Genomic DNA, 16,861 nt, shown 5'->3' with positions numbered 1-16,861 from the left:
CCGGCCGCCGACCGTAGTACGTAGTCCGTAGTCCGTCAGCCCCGGCTGACCGCCGTGAGGATCTCCGGGAGGCGGGCCGCCACCCGGGGTGCCGCGCCCCGGAGAGCGAGGGCGGGGGCGGAGAACCCGTACAGGAGCCCGACCGGCAGCAGGGCCCACAGCCACGCGTGACCTCCTGAGAGGTGCAGCCAGATCGTCAGCGCGACCAGTGGTGCGCACAGCAGCGCACCGATGGCCATGCCTCCGAAGATGCTGAGGTAGGCGAGGGAGCCCTGACCGGGGGCGACGTTCTTGTAGCCGCTGTCCTGCGGGATGGAGTAGGGGAAGCGGTACGAGGTGTAGACACCGGTCGCCATCAGGACACCGAGCAGTCCCAGTGCGAGCCCCAGCACTTCCGGGATCGCCTGCCACTCCCCCAGGAGCAGCGAGTAGGCCACCACGACCGCCGTGACGTAGGGCACGGCGATGAGCGCGATGGCCAGCATCCGGGCACGCGTCTCGACGTAGGCGTCACGGGCGGAGGAGATCGTCGAGGCCACCAGCCAGAAGCCCGAGTAGTCCTGCCCGAACTGGTTGTACATCTGGATGCCGAGCAGTCCCGCCACCCAACAGGCGTTGTACACACTTCCGTTGCCCTGAGCCGCGAACACGGCCGGCAGCAGGATTCCCACGCCGAGCGAGGACGCCCAGCCCACCTTCGTCTTCGGGTCCCGCCAGGCGTAGCGCAGGGTACGGAGCATCACCGCACCCGTGCGGGAGTGCGGCAGGAGGCCGGTGAGTCCCTTACGGCCGGTGCGTCCGCGGCTCTTCTCCCGCGCCGTGACGGCCTGGACGGTCGACGCGTCCGGTGAGGTCATCAGGCGGTCCAGGCTGCGGAACCACCACCACAGCAGCACCGCGAGCGCGGCAGCGGACAGGGCGACCTGAGCCAGGGCGGGGCCGTACGCGCCCTCACCCGCCGACTGCACGGCGGCCACCGCCGAGGCGGGCGGAACCCACGCCAGCACGTCCGCCACGGGTTCGAGCGCCGAGAGTCCCCCGGCGTCGCTCAGCCGCTGAACACCCAGGTTGAGCAGTTGAACTCCCACCGCGATGACCAGGCCGCTCAGCAGCGCCAGATCCCGGCCGCGGCGGCTCGTGAGCAGACGGACGTTCACGGCGGCCACAGCCCGCGCCAATGCGAGGCACACGAGAACGAGCAGCGGGAGGGCGATCACCGCGGCCACCACCCCGGCCGCGCCGTGCGCCAGCGCGAGGACCGCGCCGAGCGCGACGAGGACGGTGAACAGCGGGCCGATCCCGACGAGGGAGGCGATCAGCAACGCCGGCATCAGCCGGCGGGCCCGCAGCGGAAGCATGACCAGCCGGGTGGGGTCCAGGGTCTCGTCGCCGCTGGGGAAGAAGACCGGCATCACCGCCCAGCCGAGCGCCATCAGCGCGGCAAGCGGCACGACCCCGGCGGCGGCGTGCTCGCTGCCGCGCAGCAGGATCAGCCCCAGGAGCTGCCCCGCACCGAGCAGCAGCACGAGCACGATGGAGATGACGAAGGCCGCCGTACGGCCGGAGGACTGCCGCAGCCCGTTCCGCAGCAGGGACAGCTTGAGTCGCGTGAACGTCCAGGTGACGGACGGTGCCGCCGCCCTCACTCGGCACCGCCGGACCGGCTGCCGCCGCCCAGCCAGTCGAGGCCGTCCCCAGGAGTCCCACGTCCGTTCGCTCCGACGAGGTGCAGGAAGGCCTCGTGCAGGGAGCCCGCCGAGCCCCTGACCTCCCCGATCGGGCCGTGTGCCCGGATGCTGCCGACGGCCATGACGGCGACCCACTCGCACAGCGACTCCACCAGCTCCATGACGTGGCTGGAGAAGACGACCGTCGCTCCGGAGCCGGTGTAGCGCTCGAGCACCCCTCGGATCGTCTCGGCGGAGACCGGGTCGACGCCCTCGAAGGGCTCGTCCAGAAAGAGCACTTCGGGGTTGTGCAGCAGCGCGGCGGCCAGGCCGATCTTCTTCCGCATGCCGGTGGAGTAGTCGACGATCAGCTTGTGCTGCGCGCCGACGAGATCGAGCGTGTCGAGCAACTGCGAAGTACGCCGCTCCGCCTCCTGGCGGGGGAAGCCGCGCAGAGCGCCGAGATGGCCGAGGAGCTCGCGCCCGGACAGCCTCTCGAACAGGCGCAGCCCTTCCGGCAGCACCCCGATGCGGGACTTGACGTCCACGGGGTCGCGCCACACGTCACGTCCGGCCACCTCGACGGTGCCTGAGTCCGGACGGAGCAGGCCGGTGATCATGGAGAGGGTGGTGGTCTTGCCCGCGCCGTTCGGACCGACCAGACCGACGAACCTCCCGGAGGGAACGTCGAGATCGATGCCGTCGACGGCGACCTGGCCGCCGAACTGCTTCCGCAGCCCCCGCACCCGCACCGCCGCGGCGTTCCGGCGGTCGGTGGCGTCGAGTTGCTGCTGTGGATCGTGCAGTGTCACGGCCGTGCCTCTCCTCGTTCTCCGCCGGCGGCAAGGACACCCATCCGGCTTCCGGTCCGCAGGCGGAACGGGCTCCGGCGTCCCGGTCCGGCGCTGCCCGGATCACCATGCCCGGGCCGCGCTTCAATATCCATACGTGTGCTGGGAGCCATGGCCCCGTGACGGAGCCTTTTCCGACCTCAGTGACGGGTGGACAAGCGCGCGGAAGTCCTGGCAGGACAGTTGATCTCGACAATCACCCGTCCACCAGGAGCTGCTTCACGTCCGGACACCGCCCTGCAGCTTCAGCCCAACCACCCACCCGACCGGCCGGGTTGGAAAAGGCTCATCACAGCGACTCACCAAACAGAATACCGCCTAACGCGCCCGCCTCGACACGAGAGTCGCCAAGCTCGCCAATGTGACCAGAGCCCCCATCGCAATAAATACAGCGGGCATCCAAAAACTCTTCTCCACGATTCGCGCGGATTGTGGATCCGACTTGAGATACGATACCTGGACACTGGCACCCACATCCGGGCGTGCGCTGCGATATTCGGATTCAGTGACCGACACCTTCCGGCCGTTCAAAGTGGTGAAAGAAAAAACCCGCCCGTACAGCACCCCGTCTGAGCTTTTATCCTGCTTCACTCCGGTTACCGTACCGGTCGCGGAAACTCCGTTCGCATACGGCTGGTGTTGCCGGTGTACGTAAAGACCTACGCCGATACACGCAACTCCCATTGCGAATGCCAGTAAGAGCCGGAACGCCCCGACCCGCCTGTGGTTCCTGATCGATGCCATGATGAATGCCCCCGAGATTTTTCCGTAACGTAACGTACTTGCCGAACAGTATGGTGCATCCCCTGAGCGCGAAGCTCCCGATGGCCCCAGGCGGTAATTTCTCGCCGGCGGCAAGTCGTTCCGGGCTCACGCCAGTGGCAGCACCGAACTGGGTCTGACGAGGGCGCTGGATCATTCTCACGCCCCTCTCGACCCCTTGGAACCAGGTGCGGCGGCTAAGGACGGACCTCGGTTTCCGACGCCCCACATGCATTACCCTGCCGCCGGTCAAGCGCGTAGAAAGCGAGAGGCGCCCGACCGGGACCGACACCCGTCACTCAGCAGCGTCCCCTCTCCACCTTTCCGTCTCGGCTTCTCGCACATCGCCCCCCATGGAGAGATGCAATATCGCCATGCCCAACCTATATTCATGCTCCTTTGTTCAAGTCTCTTCTCCGAATTGCATCAGGCGCGTCACAGAAGCCCGATCCCTCTCATATTCGGCCGACCCTCATCCCGGAACTGAGCCTTTCCCAACCTCAGTTCGGGCAGGTCAGGTGGAGGGGGTGATGCGGGTGGTCGGACAACGGAGCTTGCGTGAGAGGCGCCAGCTCTTGAGGGTGGCCAGGACCTCGACGGCCACGGCGATGCACCGGTAGGCGGTCGTGGCGCCGACGCCGAACCGGCGGCGAACTGGGCGCAGATGCGGCCGGAGCGCAGGGGCCCGGCCCGAACGCACCGGGATGAACAGTCGGTTGAACGATGCATGACCCCATTCGCGTTGGGCACCCGGCCGCCGAAGCCGACCCCATTCATTGGAGGCATGCTGTGCTCGCCGCCATCGTCGGCGCGATCCAGACCGTGCTCTCAGCGATACTCACGGTCATCACGCTGCCCTTCCGTCTCGTAGGCCGCCTGCTGGGCGGCGCGAAGAGACGCGCGTAGCCGCTGCAGGCGGCCACCAGGAGTCAACTCGTAAGAGGAAGACGAAGGACAGGAGGCCCATCATGGGTGACCGGCACGTAGCCCCCGACGGCGACCAGTGGAAGATCTTCAACCCCGACGGTGTGCAGGCCACGACCCACACCGACACTCAGGAAGCGGCCATCGAGCGCGCACGGGAGATCATCCAGAACGACGGCGGCGGTGAACTCGTCGTCCACGGCACGGACGGCAAGATCCGCGACAAGCGGACACTCACCGCGGGGGACGCCCCCAACTCCCCTCGTGGCTGAGGCTCTTGACCTCGTGCACACGAAAAGTCCGGGAGGCCCGCACGCTGCGGGCCTCCCGTTCTTCGGTCAGGAAGGGTGGCCGGACTTCAGCTCACCGACGAACGCGGACCACGACGACGCGGAAACCACGACGGCCGGGCCATGTGGACGCTTGCTGTCACGTACGGGCACGACGCCGGGAAACCCGTCCGCCACCTCCACGCAGTTGCCGCCCTCCTGGTTGCTGTAGCTGCTCCTGCGCCACGCGGCGCCGTTCAGACCGGGACGGGACACTGACTCCACGGTGGTTGCCCTCCATCACGCAGCGAATCATGTCGAGCGACATCTTCGGCGGCAGAGCCACCGCCCGCAAGCGGTCATAAATCAGCGAGTGACGTTTGATTTCGCCTGGTTCCTCGATGAGCTGGCCGTAGTCGGCGCCCTCCAGATAGACGGCTTCGGTCTCGTCCGGCAGAGTCAGGACGGTCATCGAGCCGCCCAACAAGTCATGTTCGCCCTGGTCGAACGGCAGCACCTGGACCGTGACCCTGCGGTCCTCGGCAGCGTCCAGCAGCCTGGACAACTGACCGCGCATGACCGGACGTCCGCCGACCGGCCGCATCAGCACCGCCTCGTCCAGGACAGCCCACACCTCGGGCCGGTCAGCGGAACCAAGCCGCTCCTGCCGCTCCATTCGTGCGGAGAGCCGTTCCTCCAAGTGCTCCTCGCTGAGCAGCGATCGGCCGACACCCAGCAGGGCCCTGGCGTACTCCTCGGTCTGCAGCAGCCCGGGCACCACATGCGCCGCGTACTCGCGAATGCTCACCGCCCGCGCCGAGTACGCCATGAAGGCCCGGGACCAGTCCGGGAACGTCTCGCGGTGGACGTACGGCCACAGGTCGGCCAACAACCCGTCCGCGTCAAGGGTGTTGTCCAGAGCACGTGCCAGCTCCAGCGTCGGCTTCGCCCCCGAAGCCCGCTCGACCTGCGTGATGCGGGTGCTGACCACGTGTGTCCTGCGGCCGAGTTCGGCCTGGGTCATGCCCGCTGCCGTACGGAGCCTTCGTACCCGGGAACCGAAGAGCGCGGCCATGGACGAAGCGGGATCGATTTCGTTGGCCACGGCCTTACTTCCGTTCCTTACGACCAGTGATGTAAGCCTTCACCACCTTTCGAGCATAGGCCCGCATACCGATCCTTGAACACGGAAAGTCACGAATCACGTACGACATGGGATGGGCGGCACGATGCTCGACGCGATGACCACGCAGGACGAGGACCCGGACCCCGGCCCCGAGCCGCGGCCCGTACAAGAACCTCAACTGCACGTGTTCTCGATGCAGTTCACCTCCTCGCCGCGTGGAGCGCGCCTCGCCCGGCGGCTGGCTGTGAAGCGCATGGCGGAGTGGGATCACCCTCCGGCGTCGGACCTCTCGTGCTGCGTCGCGCTGCTCGTCGGCGAGCTCACCGCCAACGCGGTCTCGCACGGCCGCGTCCCCGGGCGCGACTTCCGGCTCCGTCTCAGCCACGCCCCGGAGGCAGGCACCGTACGTATCGAGGTGGCGGACGCGAACCCGGAGCCGCCGCCCGCCCGTCCTGTCGTTCCGGACCCGGACGAGGAATCGGGCCGCGGGCTCCTCCTCGTCGACATCCTGGCCGCCCGCTGGGGAACGTCGGCCCGTCACCCGGTCGGGAAGACCGTCTGGGCGGAAGTCGAGCAGGAAGACCTCTCGCCCCGGAGACGATGACCGAGAACTCGCGCCGCAGATCCGTCGCGGCATCGCCCGCGGGCTGCCAGGCTCTCCTGCCATGAGGAGACACACACCTTCCTGGTTCCCGGTTCGTACGAGGGTCGTGGCCGTGGCTGCGGGGCTCGCCCTCGTGCTCGGCACGGGCGGCGCGGCCGGCGCCCGTACCGCCACGCCGGAGAACGAGCCCTCGTGGCAGAAGGCCGTCGAGCGGATTCTCTCCGGCAAACGGCTGGACGGGGCCAGTTCGAGCGTGGTGGTGGCCGACGCGCGCAGCGGCAAGCCTCTCTACCGTCACCAAAGCGACCGGCGGCTCGTGCCCGCGTCCAACACCAAGCTGCTGACCTCGGCAGCCGCCATGGACGTCCTCGGGCCCGGGTACCGATACCGCACCGACGTACTCGCGCACGGTGACCGCGACGGCGGCCGTCTCGACGGCGACCTGTACGTGCGCGGCACGGGCGACCCGACGCTGCTGGCGAAGGACTACGACGCGATGGCGGCCGAGGTCGCCGGGTCCGGGATCGAGGAGGTGACGGGAAGCCTGGTCGCCGACGACACCCGGTTCGACTCGGAGCGGCTCGGGCGCTCGTGGGCGGCCGACGACGAGTCCGCGTACTACTCCTCGCAGATCTCCGCGCTGAGCCTCGCTCCCGACACCGACTACGACACGGGCAGCGTGTACATCGAGGCCGTACCGGGCGCTGCGGCGGGCGAGGACCCCAAGGTGAAGGTCACGCCGGACAACGATTACGTCGACGTCGAGGTCGACGCCACCACCGTCGCGGGGAACGGTGAGAACACGCTCTCCGTCGACCGCGAACACGGCGGGAACAAGATCACTGTGAGCGGCGGCATCCCCGTCGGCGCGGAGCCGTACGAGTCGTGGACGAGCGTGTGGGAGCCCACCGGATACGCCGCGTCCGTCTTCGCCGAGGCGCTGAAGCGGCACGGCGTCCGGGTCGCCGGAGAGACGGAGCTGGGCAAGGCCACGCCGGACGGGGCCCAGCGCGTCGCGCGTCATTCGTCGATGCCGCTGAAAGAGCTGACCGTCCCCTTCATGAAGCTGTCCAACAACAACCACGCCGAGGTCCTCACCAAGACGATGGGCCACGAGTCGGCCGGCGAGGGCACCTGGAGCGCGGGGCTGAAGACGGTCAGCGGCTTCCTGGACAAGGAGGGCGTGGACACCGCAACGCTGCGGCAGGTCGACGGCTCGGGTCTGTCCAGGATGGACAACGTCTCCGCGGGCCACCTCGCCACGCTTCTCCACTCGGTGCGGAAGAAGCCGTGGTTCAAGCAGTGGTACGACGCGCTGCCGATCGCCTGCGCACCGGGCCGGCTCACGGGCGGCACGCTCCGCTCCCGCATGTGCGACACCCCCGCCGAGCGCAACGCGCACGCCAAGACGGGCTCACTGACGGGCGCTTCGGCACTGTCGGGGTACGTCACCGACGCGGACGGCCGCGAGTTGACGTTCAGCATCATCCTCAACAACTACATGGCCGACTCGGTGAAGGGCGTCGAGGACGAGATCGTGGTGGCGCTCGCCTCGGACGGGAAGGAAGGCGAGCCGGCCGAGAAGCGGGGTGGAGACCGCGACACCGGCCGCACCCCGGCTCCCACATTCGGCGCGGAGTGCTCCTGGACGAAGCCGGTCCGCTGCTGACGTCGCCGGCCCGGGCGCCGGGAGCCCGGGGTGCCGAACGCTGTGAGCACGGCACCCGGTCCGGGCCCGGTCCGAGCCCCGTCGCGGCATCTGAAGGGGACGGGTCAGATCCCCTTCAGATGCCGCCCCAACCCGCCGGATGCGCGGCGACGCCCCGGCTCAGTCGTCGGAACGGGCAGCGCGACAGCACCGGCCAGTCAGCCGACGGCCCGCCCCGCCCCCGCTCAGTCCGTGAACGCCTCCGTGAAGACGTCCGTCTTCTCGCCGATGCCCGAACAGGTCGCCTGCGCCCTGGAGTCGGCTCCTCCGGGGCAGGGCCTGTCACGGGTCGCCGACCACATCGACAGGCCGCCCAGCTCCTTGCTGTCCGCGAACTTCTTGAGCTCGGCCGCGTCGCCGGGACGGAAGATCTCGCCCTTGACGTCGTTGACGCCGATCATCGGGGTGACGGCGAGCGAGTCCCAGGCCTCCTCCTCGTCCTCGATGCCCAGGGCCGGCTGGATCTGCCGATGCGCGGCGGTCGCGGCCTTCACGGCGTACTTCCCCATGTCGCCGTCGTAGTACGTGCCGTAGTCCATGGCCATGATGTTGACCCTGTTGATCCGCGCCCCGTTCTTCTGCGCGTTCTTCAGCACGGCGAGGGAGTCGGCGCCCAGGCCCGAGGGCATGACCGGGAGGGTGAAGGAGACGTTCAGGTTCGGGCGCTGCCGCTGGAGGCGGACGATCGCCTGGCTGCGGAGTTCGTTCGCCTTCTTGTCCTTCAGGGCGGGGCCTTCGAGATCGAAGTCGAGCTTCGTCAAGTCGTACGCGTCGATGACCTCGGTGTACGCCGCGGCGAGTGCGTCCACCGAGCGGCAGGCCCGGGCCAGTTCGTTGCCGCTCTGACCGCCGAACGACACCCGCACGTCCCCTCCCTTGTCGCGCAGCTCGTCGGCCTGCGCGGCCACGGGGTTGCCGGTCAGCTTCTGTCTGCCGCCCCACTGGGGCACGCACCGGCCGCCGCCCGGGGAGACGAACGCGAGGTTGTACTCCTTCACGCCGGTCCTCTCGGCGCTCCGGACGAGGTCGAACGAGGGCTTGAGCGAGGTGTCCACGTACGGGGCGAAGGCGTCCGGCGCGGGAGCCTCGCTCTCCTTCGGCGGGGTCTTCGCCGGGGGCGGGCCGGTGGGCTCCGGGTCGTTCTGCCCCGTCGAGCAGCCGGCGAGCAACGACGCCGCAACCGCCGCCGCGGCCAGGGAAGTCAGGACCGGCTTCACCGTGCGGCTCCCGCCGGAAGGCTGCGCTTCGGCGCGGTTCCTCATCGCGGGCTGCCTCCTTCGGCGAACGGGAGTCGCGTGTTCCGGCGCGTGTTCCGGCGTGCGACAAAGCTATCGGGCGCGGCCGGGACAAACCGCACGATGCGGTCCGCAGCCGATGGGACTTAGGCCACAGTTAAGGAGGCGGAAGGCCGCGGTTAAGGAACGCAACTGACAGGCCCTCACACGTGTCCGAGGGCCCGGGTTCAATTCCCGGCCGGCACCGCGCTATCGTCGGCAGCCGGCGTGCGGCATTGCGACCACATGCGGCATTCCGAGCAGCAGCGCAATCGAGCAGCCGGGCGGCCGGGCGGCCGGGGCGACGAACAGCCGGACAACGGACGTGTGAAGCGGTGTTCTGTGCGGACGGCGCTGCCGCCCATGTACGGGGACGCAGGGTTCTAGCCAGGAGTACGCGTTGCGCCGAGTGAACTGGTGGCACCGGAGTCATGAGCTGAAGCGAATACGCCGCTCGAGCAAGAGACTCCTCGCAAGTCTGAATCTGCCGGACCAGTGCGACATCTCCGAACTGTGCGACCAGCTGAGCGAGAGACGTGAGCGCCCGCTCCGGCTGGTGCCGGTGAGTGTGCCCGGCGCGCACCCCTGCGGGCTGTGGATCATGACGGAGGCGGTCGACTTCATCGTGTACGAGGCGGATACCAGCAAGCCTCACCAGGACCACATCATCGCGCACGAACTGGCGCACATGGTCTGCGGCCACCGCAGCGGGACGGGCGAATCGATCAGCGGTGACACCGCCCGGCTGCTCTTCCCCGACCTCGGCCCCGAACTCGTACAGAAGATACTCGGGCGGGGCAACTACTCGAGTCTCGAGGAGAGGGAGGCGGAAGTCACCGCGTCCCTCATCCTCGAACGCATCAACCGCCCGGAGCTGGAGGCGGTTTCGGCAGTACGTGCCGAAGACGCGGAGGCGGTGGAGCGGATCGAGCGCTCGCTGCGACGACGGCGTGCCGACGGGCCGTCCGCCGGCCGCGGCAGCCGCGAACGGAAGACCCCTGGGGCGGAGACCTCATGATCGAACTGAAAAGTGTCTTCTTTCCGCTGAGCGCCGGGATCTGCGCCCTTGCCTTCCTCTACAAACTCCGCCATGTGCGGCCGGGGCGGCGGGACCCGGCATTGTTCGCGCTGCTCATCGCGCTCATGTTCAAGGGAATTTCGTTCACGCTGTCGACCCCGGTGGTCTCGGCGGGAGTCGACGAATATCTGGGCGTGCCCAATCTCGGCGCACTGGGCATTCATCTTTCGGGCGGCGTCACTTCGAGCGCGGCGTTCCTCGCCGCTCTGGTCTTCTGGGTCTACCCCGCCGAGCAGGCTTGGCCGAAGGTCCGGCGCCGCATCACTCTCTTCGGCCTCGTGGCCGTGACCATGTTCGTCCTCTGGTACGCGGCCGGCACCGACGGGCAGGAAAGGTCGCCGCACTATCTGCTGCAGAACGCTCACCGGCCCGTGGTCGCGGCGTACTTGCTGCTGTACGTGACCGCGTTCGCCGCGGGGATGGCCGAGATCGCCCGGCTGGGACGGCGGTACGCGAAGGCAGCGGGCCGTGCGTGGCTCCGCCGCGGCCTGTACACCACGTCGGTGGGTGCTGCCATCTACATCGCCTACTGCGTCAACCGCGCCTGGGCCGTCGTCGCCGTACAGGCCGGACTCGACCCCCTGCAATGGGAGTTGGTGACCCCGATGTCCAACGGCATCGGCATTCTCCTCGTTGCGACCGGGTTCACCATGCCCTCCTGGGGACCTCGGCTGTCGGCTGCCCGGATGTGGATCGCCAACTGGGTCGCCTTTCAGCGGCTGTATCCGCTCTGGAACGACCTGTACCGGGCCGTGCCCGAGATCGCCCTCAATCCGCCGGCTCCGTCGTTCGTGGAACGGGTCAGATACGGCGACCTCCGGTTCCGGCTGTACCGCCGGGTGATCGAGATCCGTGACGGTCTGCTCGCTATGCGCCCCTACATGGGTGCGGAACCCACCGCCGCCGGGGTGCGCGGCGAACCTCCCATGAGCGAGGCGGAGCGCGCGGCCGTGGAGGCGGCGCGTCTGAAGAAGGCGCTCAGGGCGAAGGCCGGCGACCGGCCGCCGCCCGCACCCCGCGGCGAAGCGGCTGCCGGCGGTGACACGGTGTCCCGCATCGGCGAGGACTACGCCGGCGAACTCGGCTGGCTGCTGCTCGTGGCGAAGGCCTACGCGAGGATCAGGCGTGACGGGGCAGACGAGAAAGAGGTGCGAGATGAAGTTCCGGCCGCTGGGTGATACGGGCACGCAGGTGTCCGCGATCGGTCTCGGCTGCATGGGCATGTCGATCGCCTACGGTGCAGCGGACGAGAAGGAATGCCTGCGCACTCTGGACCGGGCCGCCGAACTGGGTGTCAGCCTCCTCGACACGGCGGACGTCTACGGCGCCGGCGCGAACGAGGAGCTGGTCGGCGCCTGGCTGCGCGGCCGCGACCGCGACGCGGTCTTCCTCTCCACCAAGTTCGGCCTGAGGCGCGACGCCGCCAGCGGCAGGGTGGACGAGGTGGACACCTCAGCCGGGTACGTGCCGGCCGCGTGTGATGCCTCGCTGGCGCGGCTGGGGACCGAACACATCGACCTGTACTACGCGCACCGGCGCGACCCCGGCGTACCCGTCGAGGAAACGGTGGGCGCAATGGCGGAGCTGGTCCAGGCCGGCAAGGTCCGCCACCTCGGTCTGTCGGAGGTCAGTCCCCGGACCCTGCGCCGTGCACACGCCGTGCATCCCATCGCCGCGATCCAGCTGGAGTATTCGCTGTTCACCAGGGATGTGGTGGAGGGCGAGATGCTCGCCACCTGCCGTGAGCTCGGGGTCGCCGTCGTGGCGTACTCGCCGCTGGGGCGGGGCATGCTCGGCGGTGCGCTCCGTTCCCGCGAGGCCCTGTCCGAGGAGGACAACCGCCGGCGGTGGCCGCGCTTCGCGGACGGCAACATCGAGGCCAACCTCGCCCTGGCCGAGGCCGTGAAGGACGTCGCCGGGCAGATCGGATGCACGCCCGCGCAGGCCGCGCTGTCCTGGCTCCTGGCCCAGGGCCCGGACATCCTGCCGATTCCGGGGACGAAGCGCGTGCGGTATCTGGAGGAGAACGCCGAAGCGGCCGGCGTGACCCTCGGTCCGGCTCAGGTGGCGCGGCTCCGCGAGGCGGTGCCGGCGCAGGCCGTCGCCGGTGGCCGCTATCCCGATCAGGCGCTCGCGCGTCTCGGCCACTGAACCGCCGGGAGCGGAGACCGGGACGGGCGGAGACAGGGCCGGGCGCACACCCGGATGTTCAGGCCTTCCCCCGCCCCTTCTCCCCGTGGCCCGGCCCGTCCTTCTCCCTGTTGCCTCTGACGTCGGACGACTGGAGCTCGCTGACCTCCGCGATGATGCGGAGCAACGACGCGCGCCCGGTGTCGTCCATGCGCATGGCGCGGAGGGCGATGTCGCGTACCTCGGCATTGCGCAGGGCGGAGGCGAGGGCGATCTGGGTGTCGACGCGGTCGGCGGTCTCCTCGTCGAAGAAGTAGGCCGCGGGCACGTCGAAGAACGCGGCGAGGGCTTCGAGATGCCGCTTCGTGGGGTTGTCCCGCTGTCCCGTGCGCAGCTGCCAGATGTAGGTCTTGGAGAACGTGCCGGCGGACAGCTCACTGCAGCCCCGTGCGACCTCTTCGTAGGTGTACTCCCTGCCACCGGGCGTGACGGTCTTGAAGAGCTTGTCGATCTTCTCGGCCAGTGAAGGCACAGGGACCCCTTCGTTCGCTGAGATGACCTCCAACTCAGGCTGCGTCCATCATAGTTGACATGATCACGTGTCGGCGGCTACCTTCGTCCATGTTCGCTGAGATGAACAGAGGGTCACTGGTCGCCCATACGAGCGGACAGGCCGGGGAGACCCGGCCGTCGCGCGGGCCCGAGGTGCAGCAGTGCTTCACCTGTGATGCGCCCGCACGTGAACGGGGAACGAGGGGGCGGACCTGCGAAGCCCGGTGCGCCCCGCCCCCCGCGGGGGAGGGGCGGGGCGCATCACTCTCAACAGTCGCCTCACCCCTGGCCCGCCGGCGAGCGCGCGATCTCCTGCTCTGCGGACTCGATGATCGCCAGGACGGCCGCCGACGCCTCGGCGGAACGGCCGCCCCGCACTGCTTCCGCCAGGGCGCGATGAGCGGGGAGCGACGCCTCGACCGCTCCCGGAGTCTGCGAACTGACCGCGAAGCTGTGCTCCAGGGCGACGTCGACCGCGCGTCCCAGCGAACCGAACAGCCGGTTGCCGCTCGCGTCGAGCAGCGCCCGGTGAAAGGCGATGTCCGCCTCGACGTACTCGCCGAGCCCCGGGTGCGCTGCCGCCGACTCCATCGCCACCAGCGCCTCGAACATGGCCTGTATGTGACCGGGTCCCGCCCGCCGGGCGGCCAGTCCGGCGGCCTCGGGTTCGACGGCCCGCCGCAGTTCGCAGGTCTCGGTCAGTAACTGCCGCGGCTCGCACGTCTGCTGCCAGCGCAGCACGTCGCGGTCCAGGTGGTTCCAGCACTCCTGGGGCAGTACGCGTGTGCCGGTGCGCGGGCGGCTCCGCAGCATCCCCTTGGCCGCCAGGGCCTTGACCGCCTCGCGCAGTACCCCGCGGCTGACGCCGAGCTCGCCGGCGAGCTTCTCCTCGACGGGCAGCGACCGGTCGGGCTCCACCAGGCCGTTCACTATGCGCCGGCCCAGTTCGTCGACGACCCGCTGGTGCATGGTCCGGTACTGCTCCACGATCTTTGCCCACCCCCTGGACGCACTCATCGAATCATTTGATGATTGCCGCCACATTACGTGACCGCGTTCGACCAGGCCCAAGAGAGGCGTTCCCCCGATGACGCACACGGACGACCGAAGCGGTACCGGCCGCCCAGCCGGCGGTCCCTTCCCGCTCAGCACCCGCAATCTGCCGCCGCCGGAGGTACGGGAGCTGCCTCCCCCGCCCCGGCAGACGTGGAAGATCATCGGTCCCGGCATCGTCGGAGCCGGGGTGGGGCTCGCTTCCGGCGAGTTCATCCTCTGGCCGTACATCGCTTCGCAGGCCGGGCTCGTCTTCCTGTGGGGCGCGGTCGTCGGGGTCGTCACCCAGTGGTTCCTCAACATGGAGATCGAGCGCTACACGCTCGCCACCGGCGAGACCGCCGTGACCGGCTTCAACCGGTACTGGCGGCACTGGGGCGCGGTGATGGTGCTGCTGACGTACGCGGCGAACCTCTGGCCCGGCTGGGTCACCAGCTCCGCCACGATGGCCTCGTACGTCTTCGGCGGCAATCCGACCATGATCGCCCTCGTGCTGCTGCCGTGCATCGGCGCGATCCTCACGCTCGCCCCTGTCGTCTACACGGCGCTGGAGCGGCTGCTGTTCCTGAAGGTCGCGGTCATCGGCGGGTTCTTCGCGCTGGCGGTGATCTTCGCCGTGAACGCGTCGAGCTGGGCGGATCTGCCTCAGGGCGTGACGCACGTGGGCCAGTTCCCCAGCGAGCTCGGTGTCGCCGTGCTGATGGGTGCGATGGCATACGCCGGTGCGGGCGGCGGACAGAACCTGTGCCAGAGCAACTGGATCCGGGACAAGGGCTTCGGCATGGGCCAGTACGTGCCCCGGCTGGTCAGCCCCGTGACGGGCAAGGAGGACACCACCGCCGCCGCTTCCGCGACCGGTCCCGGCGCCACCACCGGCTACGTCTTCGTACCGGACGCGGAGAACATGGAGCGCTGGAAGCGCTGGTGGCGGTTCGCCAACACCGAACAGGCCCTGACGTTCGGCCTGGTCACCGTCCTGACCATCGTGCTCTCCTCGCTGCTCGCGCACTCCACGCTCTTCGGCACCGAGGGTCTCGCCGACGACGTGACCTTCCTCAAGGACGAGGGCGACGCGCTGAAGTCGCAGGTCGGCGACTGGTTCGGCGTGCTGTTCTGGATGATCGGCGCATTCGCGCTGTTCAGCGCCGCCGCGGGCATCGTCGACTACACGAGCAGGCTCGCGGCCGATGTCCTGAAGTCGACGTACATGCGCAAGTCGCAGCTGTCCGAGAGCCGGCTGTACTTCTGGCTGGTGTGGGGGCTCGTCGTCATCGGGATGACCATCCTGCTGATAGGGATCGACCAGCCGCTGGTGCTGCTCGTCATCTCCGCCTGCGTCGCGGGACTGATGATGTTCGTCTACGGAGGGCTGCTGCTCTACATGAACCGCAAGGCGCTCCCCTCGCAGATCAAGGTGCGCGGATACCGGGTGGCCGCGCTGGTGTGGGTCGTCCTGCTCTTCGGTGTGCTGTCCGTGCTGACGGTGAGGCAGCAGATCCTCGACATCTTCGGCTGAGAGGAACGTCCCGGCGGCCCCGCCCGTCCCGCGCCCGTCGAGCCTCGCGGCAACGGAGCGGGCGGCGCCGTCGGGTGACCCGTGGGCCCTGGACAGGGTCGCCGCGCGCCGCCCGGATGGTTCAGCGGTTCGGCGGTTCGGCGGTTCGGCGGTTCGGCGGTTCGGCGGTTCAGGTCAGAGACCCGGCCAGTGAGGCCCGCTCGGCCGCACGGCGCCGGATCCGCCGGTCGAGGCGTGCCAGCAGGAAGGCCATCGCCGCGATCATCACCGTCCCGACAGTGAACGCGACTGCGGACGGGCCCCATTCGTAGTCGTTGACGGCGGGGGCCGTGACCACCGCGTAGAGCGTCCGCCCGATGAGGGCACCTCCGGCGAGCCGGATCCAGTAGCCGTCGGACCAGTCGACCGCACCGGACCAGCGGTGGACGAGCCACCCGGCGCCGCCCGCGACCGCGGCGGCCAGCACCATCGGGACGAATCCGGCCCATGTGATCGTGCCGTCCGCGTCCGGCCGGCCCGGCAGCAGGCCCGGCGGCATCAGCAGCCCGAGGAAGCACACGGAGGCGGCTCCTCCCATGAGGGCGACGAACACCGGCCGCGGTGCGCGCCGCCCGTTCGGCGCGGACGGGCCCGGCACCGGCGTCCTGCCGGGAAGCACGCGGAGCGCGAGGAGAAGGAGCACGGCGACCGCGGCCAGGATGCCGAGCACGACCGGAAGCGGCGCCTGGTACCCGGGGTCCTCGGTGGCCGCGATGAGCACCCGCAGCATGGCCACGCCGGCGACGGTTCCGAGCGCGGCGACGGCCATGCCGCCGCGAAGCAGGTACGGGCGGCCCCGGTGCCCGGGGAAGATCAGGTCGGCGAGGAGCACCGGAATCAGCACGCTGAAGACCGTGTGATAGCCGATCTGGGATTCCCAGTAGGCGGTGTTGAAGCCCAGCACCCGCGGCCCCCACTCGGCTGCCCCGTAGAGATTCGGGCTGGTCAGCGCCTGGAGGCCGATGCCGTCCTCGACGAGTTCGTAGACCACGCCCGCCACCAGCAGGCTGGGCCAGCCGCCTCCGCAGCGGGCGACCAGTTCACGCAGGAGCAGGACGCCCGAGCCGTACATCACCACCAGTGCCGGCAGCAGCAGCCACATGAACGGCATGTTCACGCCCGAGAACGTCACCTCGGCGCTGGCCGGTGCGAGGACGACCAGCGTCCAGGCGGCCTTGCGATTCCCGTCCTTCGACGTGCGTTCCATCGGCCGATCCGCCACGTCGTCCCCCTGTCCCGTGTACAGATTTACTCGACCGAGTAAAAGTTACTCGGTCGAGTAAGATGACGCAACGGCCGGTCCCTGGT

17 protein-coding genes are annotated in these 16,861 nt (G+C 69.2%); 8 read left to right on the top strand and 9 right to left on the bottom strand.

Translation table 11 applies throughout. The features are described 5' to 3' along the window. Positions 1-35: 35 nt before the first annotated feature. From AN215_RS18895 to AN215_RS30895, 3 genes are all read right to left on the bottom strand, one after another. Positions 36-1,646: a transporter gene (locus AN215_RS18895; RefSeq protein ID WP_070011889.1), complete on the bottom strand. Its 1,611-nt coding sequence runs from the start codon at positions 1,644-1,646 to the stop codon at positions 36-38. Beyond that, a complete protein-coding gene (locus AN215_RS18890; RefSeq protein ID WP_245694548.1) occupies positions 1,643-2,479 on the bottom strand; it encodes an ABC transporter ATP-binding protein in 837 nt (278 codons plus the stop codon). The genes AN215_RS18895 and AN215_RS18890 overlap by 4 nt, the downstream gene beginning before the upstream one ends. Positions 2,480-2,836: 357 nt before the next feature. Continuing rightward, positions 2,837-3,202 (bottom strand): DUF3592 domain-containing protein, encoded by a 366-nt coding sequence (locus AN215_RS30895; RefSeq protein ID WP_420856195.1) that lies wholly within the window; start codon positions 3,200-3,202, stop codon positions 2,837-2,839. A gap of 867 nt (positions 3,203-4,069) precedes the next feature. Here AN215_RS30895 and AN215_RS30675 point away from each other — a divergent pair. Then, positions 4,070-4,186, top strand: a complete 117-nt coding sequence (locus tag AN215_RS30675) for an LPFR motif small protein (RefSeq protein ID WP_253186494.1) — start codon at positions 4,070-4,072, stop codon at positions 4,184-4,186. Between the two features lie 62 nt (positions 4,187-4,248). Continuing rightward, entirely contained in the window at positions 4,249-4,476 is a 228-nt protein-coding gene (locus AN215_RS18885; RefSeq protein ID WP_070011888.1) for a DUF2188 domain-containing protein, read from the top strand. A 66-nt stretch (positions 4,477-4,542) separates the two neighbouring features. Here the strand turns inward: AN215_RS18885 and AN215_RS30450 are convergent, their stop codons facing one another. Then, a complete protein-coding gene (locus tag AN215_RS30450) occupies positions 4,543-4,671 on the bottom strand; it encodes a DUF397 domain-containing protein (RefSeq protein WP_245694602.1) in 129 nt (42 codons plus the stop codon). Next, complete coding sequence (locus tag AN215_RS18880; protein ID WP_070012101.1) at positions 4,634-5,548, bottom strand: helix-turn-helix domain-containing protein; 915 nt, start codon at positions 5,546-5,548, stop codon at positions 4,634-4,636. Before AN215_RS18880 ends, AN215_RS30450 begins: the two co-directional genes overlap by 38 nt. A 166-nt stretch (positions 5,549-5,714) precedes the next feature. Here AN215_RS18880 and AN215_RS18875 point away from each other — a divergent pair, with 166 nt between their 5' ends. Together AN215_RS18875 and dacB are read left to right on the top strand one after the other, a co-directional pair. After that, entirely contained in the window at positions 5,715-6,203 is a 489-nt protein-coding gene (locus tag AN215_RS18875) for an ATP-binding protein (RefSeq protein WP_245694547.1), read from the top strand. A gap of 61 nt (positions 6,204-6,264) precedes the next feature. Beyond that, the gene (gene dacB / locus AN215_RS18870; RefSeq protein ID WP_171904220.1) at positions 6,265-7,872 is read left to right on the top strand and encodes a D-alanyl-D-alanine carboxypeptidase/D-alanyl-D-alanine endopeptidase; all 1,608 of its coding nucleotides are present in this window, start codon (positions 6,265-6,267) and stop codon (positions 7,870-7,872) included. A gap of 224 nt (positions 7,873-8,096) precedes the next feature. On the opposite strand, the gene AN215_RS18865 is transcribed toward dacB, so the two are convergent. Then, complete coding sequence (locus AN215_RS18865; RefSeq protein WP_070011886.1) at positions 8,097-9,173, bottom strand: chitinase; 1,077 nt, start codon at positions 9,171-9,173, stop codon at positions 8,097-8,099. 412 nt (positions 9,174-9,585) lie between these two features. Here AN215_RS18865 and AN215_RS18860 point away from each other — a divergent pair, with 412 nt between their 5' ends. From AN215_RS18860 to AN215_RS18850, 3 genes are read left to right on the top strand one after another with little or no spacing between them, the layout of a single operon-like run. After that, positions 9,586-10,203, top strand: a complete 618-nt coding sequence (locus AN215_RS18860) for an ImmA/IrrE family metallo-endopeptidase (protein ID WP_139140761.1) — start codon at positions 9,586-9,588, stop codon at positions 10,201-10,203. Further along, positions 10,200-11,441: an MAB_1171c family putative transporter gene (locus AN215_RS18855; protein WP_070011884.1), complete on the top strand. Its 1,242-nt coding sequence runs from the start codon at positions 10,200-10,202 to the stop codon at positions 11,439-11,441. Before AN215_RS18860 ends, AN215_RS18855 begins: the two co-directional genes overlap by 4 nt. Further along, positions 11,419-12,414 carry an aldo/keto reductase gene (locus AN215_RS18850; protein WP_070011883.1) on the top strand — a complete coding sequence of 332 codons (996 nt, stop codon included), beginning with the start codon at positions 11,419-11,421 and terminating at the stop codon, positions 12,412-12,414. The genes AN215_RS18855 and AN215_RS18850 overlap by 23 nt, the downstream gene beginning before the upstream one ends. A 58-nt stretch (positions 12,415-12,472) precedes the next feature. On the opposite strand, the gene AN215_RS18845 is transcribed toward AN215_RS18850, so the two are convergent. Together AN215_RS18845 and AN215_RS18840 are read right to left on the bottom strand one after the other, a co-directional pair. After that, entirely contained in the window at positions 12,473-12,925 is a 453-nt protein-coding gene (locus tag AN215_RS18845) for a helix-turn-helix transcriptional regulator (protein WP_079123269.1), read from the bottom strand. Between the two features lie 299 nt (positions 12,926-13,224). Next, positions 13,225-13,962 carry a FadR/GntR family transcriptional regulator gene (locus AN215_RS18840; RefSeq protein ID WP_070011881.1) on the bottom strand — a complete coding sequence of 246 codons (738 nt, stop codon included), beginning with the start codon at positions 13,960-13,962 and terminating at the stop codon, positions 13,225-13,227. 70 nt (positions 13,963-14,032) lie between these two features. Here AN215_RS18840 and AN215_RS18835 point away from each other — a divergent pair, with 70 nt between their 5' ends. Continuing rightward, positions 14,033-15,514 (top strand): Nramp family divalent metal transporter, encoded by a 1,482-nt coding sequence (locus tag AN215_RS18835; protein ID WP_070011880.1) that lies wholly within the window; start codon positions 14,033-14,035, stop codon positions 15,512-15,514. Positions 15,515-15,683: 169 nt separating this feature from the next. Here the strand turns inward: AN215_RS18835 and AN215_RS18830 are convergent, their stop codons facing one another. Beyond that, positions 15,684-16,760, bottom strand: a complete 1,077-nt coding sequence (locus AN215_RS18830) for a hypothetical protein (protein ID WP_070011879.1) — start codon at positions 16,758-16,760, stop codon at positions 15,684-15,686. Positions 16,761-16,861: the final 101 nt, after the last annotated feature.

Origin of the sequence: Streptomyces abyssalis, from assembly GCF_001751365.1 — a bacterium.
Lineage (GTDB): Bacteria > Actinomycetota > Actinomycetes > Streptomycetales > Streptomycetaceae > Streptomyces > Streptomyces abyssalis.
This window is presented reverse-complemented; position numbering and strand designations above follow the sequence as displayed.